The following is a 16,187-nucleotide window of genomic DNA, read 5'->3' as shown; positions in this document are numbered from 1 at the left end:
TGATGTTTATCTTGGTTGTGATGAACCTATCAAAGCGCAAAGCGCGGCGAAATCCCTTTCACCGCGCTTTGCAACTTTTCCGATGTGGTTCTGGGATCAGAAGGCCAGATCACCTTCCGGCTTGCCAACCACGGTCACCGTGACATTGGCCGGGTCCATCAGATCGGCAGCAACTCGGTTAACGTCATCAAGCGTGACGGCATTGACCATGTCATTGCGACGATCAAGGAAGTCCATACCAAGGTCTTCCTTTTGCATGCCGACCAGCATGCCCGACAGGTTGCCGAGGCTGGTGAAGCGCAGCGGGAAGGCCCCGGTGAGGTAGGCCTTGGCATTATCAAGCTCTTCCTGATCGATGCCGTCCTGCTTCATCTTGGTCCATTCGGTGCTGATCAGCGACAGGCTTTGACCAATCGCGTCATTGCGCGTGGCAACCCCGCCCATCATCATGTCGGCATGATCAAGATTGGCGAGGTAGCTATAGACGCCATAAGCCAATCCACGCTTTTCACGGACTTCCTCGGTCAGGCGCGATGAGAAGCCGCCACCGCCAAGGATGTAATTCATCACATAGGCGGCATAGAAATCCGGGTCCTGGCGTTCGATGCCTTTTTGGCCCCAGATCGCCTGACTTTGCGGGATGTCCTGTTCGATTACGTCGATATCGCCATAGGTCGGCGTAACATCGGCGATCTTGGGCAGGTCGCTTTTCGCGGGCAACGCGCCAAAGGCCTCGTCGAGCAAAGGACCAAGTTCTTCGGCGGTGATGTCACCGGCGACGCCCACAATCAGGTTGTCCTTGGCAAAGGCACGGCGCACGAAGCCACGAAAATCATTGGCGTTCAAACCGGCCACGGTTTCAAGCGTGCCCGAAACCGGCCGACCATAGGGATGATCGCCAAAGATCGAGGCAAAGAATGTGCGGCTGGCGATATCGCGCGGATCGGTTTCGGCCCGCTTGAGGCCCGAAACAACCTGTGCACGGATACGTTCAACCGCCTCATCATCAAAGCGGGGCTCGGACAGGGCCAGACGCAGCAGATCAATCGCCGTTTCGCGTTCACGCGTTAGCGTGGTGAGCGATCCGGCAAAGTCATCGCGCCCCGCATCAAAGGAAAGACCGATCGACCGGTTTTCCATTTCACTGCGGAAGGTCTGGCTGTCCATCGCGCCAGCGCCTTCATCAATCAGGCCAGATACCATATTGACCAAGCCAAGCTTGCCATCCGGATCGGTTGCCGCCCCCGCACCGGTAAAGGCGATATCCATGGTCATCAGCGGGTTCATGTGATCTTCGATAAGCCAGGCGCGAATGCCGCCGTCCGAAATCACTTCCTGTACCTCGACCGCCTTGGCCTGTTGCGCAAAGCCAAAACCAAGCGTTGTCGCAAAGGCAACACCGGCAATCTGTTTAAACAGCTTGTTCATATCAGTGCACTCCTTCGCCAGAGGTGATCGGAAGGGCCGCACCAGCGCCCGTGACCGGGCCACCTTCGGGCGGCATCAGCCAGCCGGTGACAGATTTCTTGGCATCGAACACCCGTTTGGCGGCGTCATTGACCTGTTCCACCGTCACACCCGAAATCCGGTCCGGCCAGCTTTCGACCTGATCCACGGTCAAACCGACCGCAAGCGACTGACCGAGCACGCGTGCACCGGCAGATAGCGAGTCACGGGCAAAGACGGCACTATCAAGCAGCTTCTGCTTGGCGCGATCGAGTTCATCCTGCGTCACACCGTCGGCGACGACCTTGGCAATTTCGGCCTCGACCGCCTTTTCAAGATCGGCCAAATCGACATCACCGCGCGGAACGGCATAGACACCGAAGCTTGCCAGATCGACGGTCACCGGATCATAGAAGGTGCCAACGCTTGAGGCGATTTCCTGATCGACCACAAGGGCCTTGAAGAAGCGGCTGGTGGTGCCCGATCCGATGATTTCGCTCAGCACATCAAGCGGCACGGCATCAGCCGCATCGGTATTGTAGGACGGTGCCAGATAATAGCGCGACCAGGATGCCTGACCGACCTGCGGGTCACGCATGGTGACCTTGCGCGGGGCATGCTGAACCGGTTCCTGAACACGGTTGCGGGTCATGTCCTTACCACGCGGGATGACGCCGTAATATTTTTCCGCCATCGGCAGCAATTCATCCATGGTGATGTCGCCGGCAACAACCAAAATGGCATTATTGGGCGCATACCAGTCGCGATAGAATTCAAGTGCGTCTTCGGTGGAAAGTTTTTCCATTTCATGGCGCCAGCCAATGATCGACCGACCATAGGGATGCGCCATATACAGCGATGCGCGCATCTGTTCGCCCAGAAGCGCCCCCGGGCTGGTATCAATGCGCGAACGGCGTTCTTCGATGATCACATCGCGTTCGGGCAGAACCACATCATCTGAAAGCTTCAGATTGGTCATGCGGTCGGCTTCCATCTCCATGACCAGATCAAGCCGGTCACGGGCAATGTTCTGGAAATATCCCGTGTAGTCCCAGCTGGTGAAGGCGTTGTCATTGCCGCCATTGCGCGCAACGATCTTTGAAAAGTCGCCCGGCACCATCTTATCGGTCCCCTTGAACATCAGATGTTCAAGGAAATGGGCAATGCCCGAGACACCTTGGGGCTCGTCGGCCGAGCCGACCTTGTACCAGACCATATGGGTAACGACCGGTGCACGGTGGTTTTCCACCAGCACGACCTGCATGCCGTTATCAAGGGTGGCAGTTTGCGGGCTGAACACAGCCGCCCGTGACAAACCGGGCACAAGGGCAAGAATCAGTGCGACGAGGGCAAGCACAGCCACGGAGCTGCGCGTCATTGATCGGATTGTTCCAGAAATTCTCATTGTGGCGTCCCATTCCAATTCAGGATGGTTATGCAAACGGTGTGTTTCAATGCAGGACCAGCAGAACGCGGCACTTGCATTCAACAGGCATTTCTTAAGAACCGAATATGACAGAACAAGGGCGCGAAACCATCGCGCCCTTGTCTGAATGCATCAAATTGTCGTGTGTTCGGCCAATCGTCTGGCGAAGCTTAGAAGATGTCTTCCAGCCAGCCTTTCTGTTTGCGTTCGATCACAGGGGTATCGGCACCACCGGCAACATTGTCACCCAATGCCTGCTGATCGCGGATACGCTTGGCTTCGGCGGCCGGATCCACGACGGTGCCGAATTCCGGCTTTTCCTGCCAGAACAGCAGATCGTCGACGACGCCTTCGCTTTCGGAAATGAAGATCGAGGTTTCACGATCCACCGTGTTGCGGATTTCCGGATCGGCATATTGCGCACCGGATGCCGAAAGAAGGGCAACCTGTCCCTTGCTGCGCGTACCTTCGGTGATGTCACGTTTTACAACGTTGGGATCTTCACCAACCAGAATACGACGCGCCTGATCGGTGGTCGAACCGGTTTGCGGGCGCGGTGCGCCTGGATCAGGAACACGCAAGGTAAAATCAGGCGGCAGGCTGAGCGGGGCGCGCGAAACAACCGCAAACTCGTCAGGCGACTGTTTGTTCAGGCCAAAGGTTTCACGTGTTGATTCACAACCGGAAACGCCAAGCGCAAGTCCGCCCAGCAATGCAATTTTGAAAATATTGGTCGTCAGTTTCCGGGCCATTTGTGCCTCATTACCACTTCAAAACCGGACCATGTTCGCCCGGCCAAAATTCATCTGGTAGATTTTTTACCGCCAAAAAGGGAATCGATCAACAGTAGCGCCGCACCAACCGTGATTGCACTATCGGCAATATTGAATACCGGCCAGTGATAACCCGCAACATGCAGATCAATGAAGTCGGTCACAGCCCCGTGGCGCAGACGATCAACGAGGTTGCCAATTGCGCCGCCAATGATCATTGCCAGGGCAAAGCGCAGCATGGAATCGCGCGTGCGCCACATCCAGATGCCAAAGCCAATGGTGATGGCAGCGGTCACCGCAATCATCACCCAAGGTGCCTGCCCCTGAAACAGGCCAAACGAAACACCCGGGTTCCAGGCCAGAACAAAGTTCATGAACGGCGTCACTTCGATGACGCGAAGTGGGTTAGACAGACCATCAATGGCAAGCGCCTTGGTCCACTGGTCGACACCAAACACGATTGCAATGACGATCAGACCAAACACAAAGGCACGATGTTTCATCAACACTCTTTCTGACTTGCCGGGATGTGCCCTGCCACCAAAGCAGGGCGTTCCCGAACGCCACCGTTACTCGGCGGCAATTCCCATTTCATCAACGGCATCCGCACAGCGGTTGCAAACGGTTTTATGTTCAGCGTGGCTGCCAACTTCCGGCAGGGTCTGCCAGCAACGTTCGCATTTCTCGCCTTCTGCCAAGGCCGGCACAACACCGACACCGGCAACGTCATCAAGGGTATAGGCACCGTCCGGTGCATCACCCGTGATCAGTTCGATGTCAGATGTAATGGCGATTTCGGCAAGATTAAGGCCAGCCAGGGCTTCGACATAATCAGCGGTCGCATAAACCTTTGGTGCGGCATCAAGGCTGGCACCAATGCGTTTTTCGGCACGTTCAAGTTCAAGCGCACCGGTGACAACACGGCGAAGCTTGCGGATTTTGGCCCATTTGGCGGCCAGCGCATCGTCTTTCCAGCCATCGGAAACCGTGTTGAAGGTTTCCGAGTGAACCGAGCTTTCGGCACCATAGCGCGCACGCCATGCTTCGTCGGCGGTAAAGCACAGAACCGGTGCCAACCAACGAACAAGGCAATCAAACACGCGATCCATGACCGTCCGTGCTGCACGGCGGCGCAGGCTGCTTGGCGCGTCGCAATAAAGCGCGTCCTTGCGGATATCAAGATAGAATGCCGACATATCAAGCGCGCAGAAGTTATGCAGCTCGATAAACATCGAGTGGAAATCGTAGTCCGCGGTCGTCTTGCGCACCATGTCATCAAGGTGGCTCAGACGATGCAGAACCCAGCGTTCGAGTTCCGGCAGTTCGTTATCTGCAACCTTTTCGGACTGGTCAAAGCCATCAAGGTTGCCGAGCAGGAAGCGCAGGGTATTGCGCAGACGACGGTAGATGTCGGAATGGCGCTGAATGATTTCATGGCTGATGCGCAGATCATCATGATAATCCGAGCTCACCACCCACAGACGCAGGATATCTGCACCAAGCTTGTCGATGACATCGTTCGGCGCAATGACGTTGCCGAGCGATTTCGACATCTTGCGGCCTTCGCCATCAAGAACAAAGCCATGGGTCAGAACCGCGTCGTACGGTGCACGACCACGGGTACCGCAAGACTCAAGCAATGAGCTGTGGAACCAGCCGCGATGCTGATCCGATCCTTCGAGGTAAAGATCGGCTGGCCATTTCAGATCCTGACGTTCTTCGAGCACGAAGGCATGGGTCGAACCGGAATCNNAACCAGCCGCGATGCTGATCCGATCCTTCGAGGTAAAGATCGGCTGGCCATTTCAGATCCTGACGTTCTTCGAGCACGAAGGCATGGGTCGAACCGGAATCAAACCAGACGTCAAGCACGTCAGTAACCTGTTCGAAATCATCGGCGTTGTATTTGTCGCCAAGGAAATACTGTGCATCACGGGTGAACCACGCATCAGCACCTTCTTCGCAGAAGGCTTCGTAGACGCGATCAAGCACTTCCTGATCACGCAGCGGCTGGCGGGTGCTTTTTTCGATGAACACCGTGATCGGAACGCCCCATGCACGCTGGCGCGATACGCACCAGTCCGGGCGGTTGGCGATCATGGAATGCAGACGGTTACGACCGGCTTCTGGCACAAAGCGGGTTTCATCAATCGCCTTGAGCGCCTTTTCACGCAGGTCATTGTCCTGCATGGAAATGAACCACTGCGGCGTGGTGCGATAGATCACCGGTGCCTTGGAACGCCATGAGCACGGATAGGAGTGCTTGAGGCGGCCACGCGACAGCAGCGCACCAACTTCGATCAGTTTGGCGATGACCGCTTCGTTGGCACCCGCTTCCTTGCCGTTTTCATCATAGATGCGTTCGCCGGCAAACAGCGGCACGGTCTGATAATAAGCCCCGTCACCATCGACCATTTCCGGTACTTCCAGACCGTATTTCAGACCGGTCTGGTAATCGTCCGGGCCGTGGGTCGGTGCGGTATGGACAAAGCCGGTACCGGTATCGGTCGTGACATAGTCAGCTGCGAGAAGCGGCACGTCAAAGTCATAGCCCTGACCGCGGAACGGATGGGCCGAGAGCGTGCCTTCGAGGTCGGCGCCCTTAAAGGTGCCGACAACCTTGTGACCGGTAACGCGACCGTTTTTGCACAGGTCTTCAAGAAGATCGGTACAGACCGCCATCTTCTCGCCAACGGTGGCCCAGGCTTCTTCGGCGGTTTCGGTGACTTCGATGACGGAATATTCGATGTCTTCGCCATACGAAATCGCGCGGTTGCCCGGAATGGTCCAAGGGGTCGTGGTCCAGATGACGATGGTCGCGTCTTTAAGCAGATCAACCTTGGTCTCGGTGACCGGGAAACGAACATAGATCGTTTTGGATGTATGGTCGTGATATTCGACTTCCGCCTCGGCAAGGGCGGTCTTTTCAACCACCGACCACATGACCGGTTTGGAGCCCATATAGAGCGAACCGTTCATCAGGAACTTGCCAAGTTCACGGGCAATAGAGGCTTCTGCCTTGTAGTCCATGGTGACATAGGGATTGTCCCAGTCGCCCATCACGCCAAGGCGTTTGAATTCTTCGCGCTGAATATCAAGCCATTTCTGGGCGAACTCGCGGCATTCCTTGCGGAATTCGGCAATCGGAACATCGTCCTTGTTCTTGCCCTTGGCACGGTATTGTTCTTCGATCTTCCATTCGATCGGAAGGCCGTGGCAGTCCCAACCCGGAACGTAAACAGCGTTCTTGCCCAGCATCTGCTGGGAACGGGTGATGACGTCTTTAAGGATCTTGTTCAGTGCATGACCAATATGCAGATGGCCGTTCGCATAGGGCGGGCCATCATGCAGGACAAACATTTCACGGTCGGCCGAAATACCGCGAATTTTGCCGTAGAGGTCCTCTTTCTTCCACTGCTCGAGCAGGGTCGGCTCCATCTTTGGCAAACCCGCCCGCATCGGGAAATCGGTCTTGGGCAGGATAACGGTTTTCTTGTATTCGACACTCATCGTGACGGTCCTGTCGTCTTGAACAAATTAAAAGGGCGAACCCCCGGAGATCTCGCGAAAAGCTGATCTTGCGAAAAGCGCGCGGATCATAGCGGGTTCGTCAACAAATTCAAATCTTGCCGAGAATATCCTTGGCAGCGATCACATCTGCTGCGATCTGGGCTTTCAGGGCATCAAGCCCATCGAACTTCTTTTCCCCGCGGATAAAGCCGTGCAAACGCACGCGCACCCGCCGGTCATAGATGTCCTGATCAAAGTCAAAAAGGTGTGCTTCAAGCCCGGCATCATCATCGCCGCCAAAGCTTGGCCGCACGCCAATATTGGCGACTCCGGGGATCCAGCGTTCGACGGTTTTGCCATCGGTTTCAGAAACCAGTCCAAGCTCGACGGCGTAAACACCGAATTTCGGGCGCAGGTGATTGCCAAGCGGAACATTCGCCGTCGGGAAGCCTATGGTACGTCCGCGTGCATCGCCATGGGCGACAACGCCGCCAATCTCCCACGGGCGCCCCAACAGATGCTTGGCGTCTTCGGGACGACCATCACGCAGCGCCTGACGGATCGCGGTCGAGGAATAGACAATCCCGTTATCATGAGTAACAGCGGTTACCGCCGTAACGCCAAAACCGGATTTCTCACCAATCGCGCGCAGCAAATCGACATCCCCTGCCCGGCCCTTGCCAAAACAGAAATCCCAGCCAACCACGACATGTTTGGCGCCAAGGCCCGTGACCAGAACACGTTCGATGAATTCCTCGGCAGTCATGGCGGCAAAGTCGCGGTTAAACTCGACCTCAAAGAACAGGTCGATATCAATGCTGCCAGCTGCGGTTTCGCGATCCTCGGCCGAGGTCAGACGGAACGGCGGATCATCGGCGCGAAACAGCATGCGCGGATGGGGCTCGAACGTAAGGATCGCAAGCGGCGCACCAAGATCACGGGCAATCGCGCGGGCCTGATCCAGAAGCGTTTGATGCCCCAGATGCAGTCCATCGAAATTGCCGATCGCCACAACAGCGCCGCGCGCATCATCGGTCAGGTTCTCAAAAGATCGAAAAACGCGCATTCGCGCCGGTCTCTCTTTGCTGCGTTCCATGCCTGCCGACCTTTTGTCGGCAAATCCAGCAGGCAGCTATATAGGGCGCAGGCCCGAAGCGTAAAGACTTTTCCGACAAAAAAGCGCAGGCTTTCCGGCATCAGGCGCGTGAAGGCACCATCACGGTTGCCTCGCCCGAGATCACGCAACGATCCCCGACATAGCAGTTGGTTTCCATAATGGCGCGTTTCTTGGCCGGGATCAGTTCACGCACGGTCACACGCGCTGTCACGGTATCACCGATCCGAACCGGTGCCTTGAATTGCAGGTTCTGGGAAAGATAAATCGTCCCCGGCCCAGGCAGGCGCGTGCCAAGGACCGTCGAAATAAAACCGGCAGACAGCATGCCATGGGCAATGCGGCCTTCGAACATCGTGGTTGCGGCGTAATCCTGATTAAGGTGCACCGGGTTGGTATCACCGGTAATGCCGGCAAACATCACGATGTCGGTTTCGGTTACCGTTTTCCCATAACTGCCCGACAGCCCGATCTCAAGATCTTCGAAATACAGCCCATGAAGTCCGTCGCGTTCATCCATTTCCTAGAAACCCTATGCCTGTTGCGCGGTTGATTACATTGCAGATGTCGCGCTTATAATTATTTTGCAATGCAATATTTGTAATTTTATTGCGCATTTTTCAAAATGAGCAATGCCTATTTCGTCGAATGCCGTTGCGACTGGCGCTTGAAATTGTCTGAAACGGGGACATATCAGGGCATGCCCACCTGTGATATCAATGATCTAGGGTCCATAAAAACAAACCTTTGGGAAACGCCCCCGATGAACAACACAATTGCAGACACCTATGAAATTGCCATGGGTCGATGGAGCCGCCGGCTGTCGCGCAGCTTCCTTGATTTTGTTGCCGCACCGTCTTGTGGGGCGTTGGTTGATGTTGGATGTGGCACGGGCAGCCTGACCCTGGCGGCGGCCAACCGGTATCCGGATGCGCGGGTTGTCGGCATTGACCTGATCCCCGATTACCTGACAGACGCCCTGCGCGAAGAAGCTTCAAACATCGAACTTAAAACCGGCGATGCGTTGTCGCTGCCGTTCGAAAACAACAGTTTTGATACTGCCTTTTCGCAGCTGTTGATCAATGATCTTGAAGATCCGGAAAAGGCGATTGCCGAGATGGTCCGCGTTACCAAACCGAACGGGAAAATAGCGGCATCTGTCTGGGACCGCGCGGGCGGGTTGACGTTTATCCGCCTGTTTCTGGATGCCGCGGCCATTCTGGCCGGGGTCGAGGGCGAAAAACTGCGCGAAGAGGTTTTCGACGTCCCCTACCAGGATGAAGATGACCTCTATGATCTTTGGTCGGATGCCGGACTGGGCGATATTGAAACCGCAACCCTGGCGGTGCGCATGGATTTCATCGATTTTGATGACTACTGGCAGTCGTTGATGGGGGCACACAGCCTGATCCGCAATTTCTTTAACCGGCAATATGCCGACACGGCCTATGAAATTCAGCAGGCCACACGTCTGGCGTATCTCGGCGGGAAAACCGACGGGCGGCGGTCGCTTGTGGCATCGGCCATGGCGGTGCGCGGCGTGGTGCCAGCGTAATCAGCGACGCCGAAAGGTCAACCCAACTAAGAGTTGCACAGTATGGTTTTTTACCCGACAGTATTAGGAATTCATGTTTTGAACCCACAGTTACGAATGTGAAACTGATATGCCCAGTGCGAATGCTCAGATCAAGATTGAAATTCCTTTTATTCTCGAAGAGGCAATCAAGGACCAACGAGCAGTTATAGTAATTGGGGCAGGTGCATCGAAAGAATGCGTCAATGAATCCGGCCAAACTCCCCCCGACGGCAATCAACTCAGGGATCTAATCGCAGAAAAATTCTTGGGTAAGAAGCCCGGCACGGAAAAGCGAGACCTAATGACAGTGTCGGAAATTGCGATCAGCTCTGGCGCTGGGAGTGCGGCAGTGTTCGACGAGATTGAATTTCACCTCCGGGATTTTCGTCCATCTCAAGCCCATAAAGCACTTGCTCATTTCCGCTGGCGAGGTCTTGCTACAACTAACTACGATTTGTACGTGGAGCAGGCTTATGCAGAAGAGCAGAACGCTACACAAACTTGTGTTCCGTTCGTCAAAGATTCTGAGCCATTTGATGACCGGCTAAAGCGCGAACGTAAACCAGTCCCTTATCTGAAACTTCATGGTTGCTTAAATCATCGACTAGACAGAGATATTCCGTTGGTTCTGTCACATGAGCACTATGCTAGGGTTGCTGAACACAGAAGCTTTCTTCTAAACCGAGTAAGGCAGTGGGCAGCCGAATCGCCAGTGATTTTCATCGGCTATAGCCTAACTGATAGCCACATCCGCCAACTCATATACGATTTTGATACATCCGCGCGTCCAAGATGGTACATCGTCACACCATCTGCCGACGAACATGATGTAAAACACTGGGCCACCCAGAATGTTGAGATAATTCACGCTACTTTTGGTGCCTTTATGGAAGAGCTGGAGAACACAATTCCAGATCTGTTCCGGGCACTGTCTCTTCCTTCAACGAACGCTGACGCTCCATACAGGAAGCACTTCCGAACTAATAGCACCGAATCTGATTTCCTTCGTGAGAGCTTAACTAGAGATTTTACTTACATTCACAGCGGGCTGAAATACTCAGATCTATCTGCGAAAGAGTTTTACTCTGGTCATGATGATGGTTGGTGCGGAATTGTTCGTAAGTTCGATATAGTTCGCAAGACATCAGAGAATTTGTTGTACGAAGCTCTTGACGAAAGCGAATCAAGCAAAAAATCAAAGCAAAAATTTTATTTACTGCAAGGCCCTGCTGGATCAGGAAAAACAATAGCGTTGAAGAGATCTGCATTTGACGCAGCAACCGCACTTGATGAACTAGTTCTTTGGGTAAACGAACTCGGAGTTCCGAGATACCAAGCTATTCATGAGTTACATGAACTCACCGGAAAGACATGCATTCTAATCGTTGACTCGATATCTATTCACTGCACTCAGATAATGAAGGTGCTAAATGACTGCAAAAAAAATGATATCCCTATAACAATTATTTCAGCAGAAAGAGACGCTGATTGGGGAACATACTGCTCTGAATTGGAAGAAAATTTTCCACCGGAAACATATCAACTTGGTCATCTTTCTAGAAGAGAAGTAGATGACCTTCTCGACTTACTTGAGAGACATGACTGCCTTGGGCTTCTTAAAGCGTCTACACGAGAGGAACGTGTTGCAGCGTTTATGGACCACGATCGCTCTGACAGGCAATTACTCGTCGCACTTCACGAACTCACCCAAGGCAAACCATTCGAACAAATTATTCATGAAGAGTATGTTCGAATCTCTCCTGAAAATGCTCGCAGAATGTATCTCGACATCGCAACCATGCACCAATTTGGGACTAATGTGCGTGCTGGATCAATTGCACGAATCAGTGGTATCCAATTTTCTGACTATAAAGAAAAGTTTTTTGGCCCGCTAAAAAACATAGTAAAAGTCAATATAGACTCCTACACGCAAGATAATACGTACCAAACAAGGCACTCACGAGTCGCTCAAATTGTATTTGCCCAAGCATGTCGTGATGACAAATCTAGATCCATGCAGTTTTCTAGAATACTTGAGGGCTTGGACCCGGGGTACTCCAGCGACCGAAGGGTAATAGCCGGGATCTGCAAAGGCAGAGAATTGGCAAATACATTCACCCAAATTCAATTTGCGCGTGATGTACTGGAAAAAGCCTGCCAGATAATGCAGAAAGAAGCTTTTCTCTATCAACAAAGGGCAATACTTGAGTATTCGCACCATGATGGCTCACTTGAACTAGCAGATAATCTAGCAACAAAAGCCCGAGAGTATGACAGCCACAATCACATTTACATTCACACACTAGCTGAAATATCGATTAGAAAAGCATCTATTGAAGAAAATATTGTAAGAAGAGATCATCTCAGGGCTAGAGCAAAATCTTTGCTATCTGAAATTCGAATAAGAGATAGCCGCAGAGATGCGAGCTACTGCAAGCTTTTAGTAGACGAGACTCTTGACCTGTCCAAGACTATCAACGACAACTCAAAAGAACATGAGATACTAGAATTCGATTCAAAGCTGGAAGAAACCGCTGTCAGAATTCAAAAAGCCCAACAAGACTTCCCTGATGAACCCGATATATCATCTATTGAAGCTCGTCTTTGGCGTGGGCTCGGTGAAAGCTCCAAAACTGAAAAGTCGCTAGAAAAAGCAGTTCTGGCAAAACCCCGTTCTCCGGGTGTTTATGCACGTTTGGCAAGGCTGCGACGCGAACGTGGAGCAATATCTGAACAAATGAGCGTATTGCGGGATGGCTTAACTAGATTTCCAGATGACAAGGCATTGCATTTACAGATGGCCTTAGCGCTACTTGAGAATGATAAATCACAGAGCGATGCGATTGAGAGCCACTTCGGAAAATCTTTTTCCACAAACGACCAAAACTTCGATGCCAGATTTTACTTTGCCGAGTACCTTTTTTGGTCAGGTCGCGCGCAGGAAGCATCTAAACTATTTGAGGATATAGCTAACAGATCAGCCACGAACTACAGAAGAAGCTCGCCACGTGAAGACGACTTAATCACCAGTCTCCTTGGCAATTTCACTGGAAATGTAACATCGAGGAAAGAACGTTTCTTCTTTGTGCGAATAGCAAATTACCCCTCGGAGGTTTTTTGTTACCACACCACATTAGACGACGCGCCCTACGAAACGCTAGCTGTTGGAAGCTCCGTTTCAGTGAAGCTGCGCTTCAACCGACAGGGGCCTGTCGGTTGCAAAGTGACGATTCTCTGAGGGTCTTGGTCACCTCATGACTAGCGGAATGGCATCCAGAGAACGCCCAGCAAACTTTGGCTGTCCATGTCGCGGAATTCCTTCAGGCCGATCTGCATATCGTGATCATTGACCTTGGTATGATCGATATAGCTGACAAAAATCCGGTCCCAGATGGACAGGATATTGCCGTAGTTGCTGTTGGTTTCTTTCATCAAACTTGAATGGTGCACCCGGTGCATATCGGGTGTCACGACCACCCGTCGCAAGGCGCGATCAAGGCGTTTGGGCAGATGCACATTGCCATGATTAAACAGGGCAAAGCCGCTTAGCATGCTTTCATAAATCACCACCGCCCATGGATCGGCCCCGATCAGCACGACAAAGGTGGATTTGTAGAGCGCGGATGCGACGATCTCGACCGGATGAAAACGCACGGCGGTCGAGACATCAAATTCTGTATCGCAGTGATGCACACGATGAAACCGCCAGAATACCGGCACGATGTGGGTCAGGCGATGCTGCCAATAGATCGCGCAATCGAGAACAATGATGGTGACCAGCCCGGACAATAATGCAGGCATGCCGACAAGGTTATTTATCCCCCAACCATTGGCCTGCGCCCAGATGGCGGCGGCGATCATCGCAGCCCCGATGGTGAAACGGGCAAGGGCGGCACTCAGCAACAACAGACCAAAATTGGTCAGCCAGCGCATCGGACGACGCACGGCTTCCTTGGGCCGATAAGGGGCCACCGCCTCCCACAAGGCCATGACCGCCAGAATGGCGGCAAAGATACCCAGCCGAAATAATCCGCTCTGATCCATTTCATCCTGCCTTGTGTGATAAGGAGCGCGTGTGCGTCACCTTGAACTGATATCGGATATCGCAATGTATAAACAACATCTTGCAGTTCGATATCTCATCACCTTTATGTTAGAGAAAGGTGATTCATACTGAAATGCCAATGCTTGGCGACAATAACCGATAACGGGGGACTATATGCCAGAACGATCAGGATCCATTCGGACACTCTTTCTTTCCGTGTTCGCGACCCTGTCTTTTGGCAGCATCGCCCTTGCAGATGGCCCGCCGTTTGATTTGCCGGTCGTTTGTGCCGGCAACAGTTGTGACATTGTTCACTATGTCGACCATGATGCCGGTCCGAACATTCGCGACTATGCCTGCGGCACGACAACATATGACGGCCATCGCGGTACTGATTTCGCCATCCCGGACGAAGCCACCATGCTTGATGGTGTTCCGGTCCTGTCGATCGCGGATGGCACGGTCGTTGCCCTGCGCGACGGGGTTGAAGACATTGATTCAGGTCGTATCGCCACCAGCAGCCTTGAAGGCATCGAATGCGGCAACGGCATTCTGATTGATCATGATGATGGCTGGCAAAGCCAGTATTGCCACCTTCGCCGCGGGTGGGTTGCGGTCAAACAGGGCGACCGTGTCAGCCGTGGTCAGGTGATCGGGCGGATCGGCATTTCCGGTCAGGCCACCTTCCCGCACCTGCATTTCAACCTGCGCAAGGATGGCGAACTTGTTGACCCGTTCAGTGGCACCGCCATGGGCACCAGCAGTGCCGCCGATTGCAATGTCGAAAATGCAGCCCTTTGGTCATCGTCTGCGCGTGCAAAGCTTAGCTATAACGAGATCACGCTTTACGGCCATGGCTTTTCGATGGCGCGCCCGAACGCATCCGACCTTAAACGCGGATACGGCAAGGATCAGGAACTACCCCGCACAAGCCCGGCACTTTATTTCTGGGCCTATCTGATTGGCGCCAATGATGGTGATGTCATCCGCATGAGCCTGCAAACACCTGATGGCAAGGGCGGCCATCGCGACTTTGTCATCGATCTGCCCAACGATGCAGGCCCGCGCGCAAAGTGGTTCTTTATCAATATGGACCGCCCCGGAAGCCAATGGCCGGCTGGCACCTATGAAGGCGAGATCACCTTTACCCGTGGTGACAATTCCCCGCGCATCATCGGCGAGGGCAAAGTTATGATCCGCTAGGGATCCCACCCCCGCCCCGGAAAGATCCGATTTGGGTTGCTTCACGTACACCAGCCGACTTAAAATTACACCAGTAAAATGTATTAGTTATTGAAACTATTACATTAATTTTAGATTTGGCGCGTGAATGTACAGAATTTATGACTGTCTGGCACACCAGCACGATATCGTTCTGGTCCTCGTTGCCCTTCTTATTGGACTGGCGGGCATTCATACCGCATTCAATCTGTACGCACGCGCCTGCATCGGTCGCCTTCGTCAGAAAATCGCATGGCTGTTCCTGACCGGGGTTGTGACCGGCGGTGGCATCTGGGCGACCCACTTCATCGCAATGCTGTCCTATGACCCGGTTGTACCGGTTGGCTATGAGCCCCTTCTGACGGCTGTTTCGCTGGCGATTGCAATTGTGACAACCACCGTCGGGTTTGCGATTGCCTCGGTCGGTGGGCCGCACCTTGTCTTGTCGCGTCTTGTCGGCGGCCTTGTTGTCGGACTTGGCATTTCGGCCATGCATTTCACCGGCATGTCTGCCATCCGTGTTCCCGGCATTATCAGCTGGCACATGGATATTGTGATTGCCGCCATCCTGATGGGGGCCTTGTTCGGCATGGCGTCGCTGTATCTGGCCAAGACCGCACAAACCAACCAACAGAAACTTCTGGGCAAGGCAAACCTGACCATCGCGGTGGCGACCATGCATTTCGGTGCGATGGGCGCGTTGGTGATTACACCCGATCCGACTGTGCCGGTCCCGGCACAGCTTATTTCGCAGGAATATCTTGCGGTTGGCGTCGCCGTTGTTGCCATCGGGCTGATTGCCATTGGTTTTGTCACCGCCCTTGTTGACCGGCAACTTCGCGATCATGTCAGCAACCGCATGCGCATTCTGGGTGATTCCGCCATCGAGGCCCTTGTCCTGACCCAGAATGGGCGGGTGATTGATGCCAATGACAGTTTCCTGAAACTGGGTGGCGTTACCCGCGCAGACATTCTTGATCAGGATTTCCTGACAGAGTGGCTTTCAGATACACCGGCCGAATTCAAATCAGGAAAGGTCGGTTACGCGGAAACGACCCTGTCCTGGAACACCAATA

The 16,187-nt window shown here is 53.4% G+C and carries 11 protein-coding genes and 1 pseudogene; 4 read left to right on the top strand and 8 right to left on the bottom strand.

Features of this window, described 5'->3' with window-relative positions:
- Nucleotides 1–96 precede the first annotated feature (96 nt).
- From B2T33_RS19530 to B2T33_RS19495, 7 genes and pseudogenes are all read right to left on the bottom strand, one after another.
- Nucleotides 97–1,428, bottom strand: a complete 1,332-nt coding sequence (locus tag B2T33_RS19530) for a M16 family metallopeptidase (protein ID WP_064779774.1) — start codon at nucleotides 1,426–1,428, stop codon at nucleotides 97–99.
- A gap of 1 nt (nucleotide 1,429) precedes the next feature.
- Nucleotides 1,430–2,824, bottom strand: a complete 1,395-nt coding sequence (locus B2T33_RS19525) for a M16 family metallopeptidase (protein ID WP_286792932.1) — start codon at nucleotides 2,822–2,824, stop codon at nucleotides 1,430–1,432.
- A gap of 218 nt (nucleotides 2,825–3,042) precedes the next feature.
- The gene (locus tag B2T33_RS19520; RefSeq protein ID WP_063088643.1) at nucleotides 3,043–3,624 is read right to left on the bottom strand and encodes a DUF3035 domain-containing protein; all 582 of its coding nucleotides are present in this window, start codon (nucleotides 3,622–3,624) and stop codon (nucleotides 3,043–3,045) included.
- Nucleotides 3,625–3,674: 50 nt separating this feature from the next.
- On the bottom strand, nucleotides 3,675–4,148 hold the full coding sequence (gene lspA / locus B2T33_RS19515; RefSeq protein ID WP_064787433.1) for a signal peptidase II: 474 nt from the start codon (nucleotides 4,146–4,148) through the stop codon (nucleotides 3,675–3,677).
- Nucleotides 4,149–4,253: 105 nt separating this feature from the next.
- Nucleotides 4,254–7,155 (bottom strand): annotated as a pseudogene (gene ileS / locus B2T33_RS20420) (isoleucine--tRNA ligase); the annotation flags it as partial.
- A 109-nt stretch (nucleotides 7,156–7,264) separates the two neighbouring features.
- Complete coding sequence (locus B2T33_RS19500; RefSeq protein ID WP_286792931.1) at nucleotides 7,265–8,221, bottom strand: bifunctional riboflavin kinase/FAD synthetase; 957 nt, start codon at nucleotides 8,219–8,221, stop codon at nucleotides 7,265–7,267.
- A 130-nt stretch (nucleotides 8,222–8,351) separates the two neighbouring features.
- Nucleotides 8,352–8,789: a MaoC family dehydratase gene (locus B2T33_RS19495; protein ID WP_063088640.1), complete on the bottom strand. Its 438-nt coding sequence runs from the start codon at nucleotides 8,787–8,789 to the stop codon at nucleotides 8,352–8,354.
- 243 nt (nucleotides 8,790–9,032) lie between these two features.
- Here B2T33_RS19495 and B2T33_RS19490 point away from each other — a divergent pair, with 243 nt between their 5' ends.
- Together B2T33_RS19490 and B2T33_RS19485 are read left to right on the top strand one after the other, a co-directional pair.
- Nucleotides 9,033–9,824, top strand: coding sequence for a class I SAM-dependent methyltransferase (locus B2T33_RS19490; RefSeq protein WP_286792930.1), 792 nt, complete (start codon nucleotides 9,033–9,035; stop codon nucleotides 9,822–9,824).
- A 109-nt stretch (nucleotides 9,825–9,933) separates the two neighbouring features.
- Complete coding sequence (locus B2T33_RS19485) at nucleotides 9,934–13,083, top strand: SIR2 family protein (RefSeq protein ID WP_286792929.1); 3,150 nt, start codon at nucleotides 9,934–9,936, stop codon at nucleotides 13,081–13,083.
- 20 nt (nucleotides 13,084–13,103) lie between these two features.
- Here the strand turns inward: B2T33_RS19485 and B2T33_RS19480 are convergent, their stop codons facing one another.
- On the bottom strand, nucleotides 13,104–13,889 hold the full coding sequence (locus B2T33_RS19480; protein ID WP_286792928.1) for a sterol desaturase family protein: 786 nt from the start codon (nucleotides 13,887–13,889) through the stop codon (nucleotides 13,104–13,106).
- Nucleotides 13,890–14,064: 175 nt separating this feature from the next.
- Here B2T33_RS19480 and B2T33_RS19475 point away from each other — a divergent pair, with 175 nt between their 5' ends.
- Entirely contained in the window at nucleotides 14,065–15,093 is a 1,029-nt protein-coding gene (locus B2T33_RS19475; protein WP_286792927.1) for a M23 family metallopeptidase, read from the top strand.
- Nucleotides 15,094–15,220: 127 nt separating this feature from the next.
- On the top strand, nucleotides 15,221–16,187 hold a 967-nt coding region (locus tag B2T33_RS19470; RefSeq protein WP_286792926.1), incomplete at its 3' end, for an MHYT domain-containing protein.

Origin of the sequence: Thalassospira sp. UBA4513, assembly GCF_002388495.1 — a bacterium.
Lineage (GTDB): Bacteria > Pseudomonadota > Alphaproteobacteria > Rhodospirillales > Thalassospiraceae > Thalassospira > Thalassospira tepidiphila.
The sequence above is the reverse complement of the archived record's forward strand: the minus strand, read 5'-3'. Positions and strand labels throughout refer to the sequence as shown.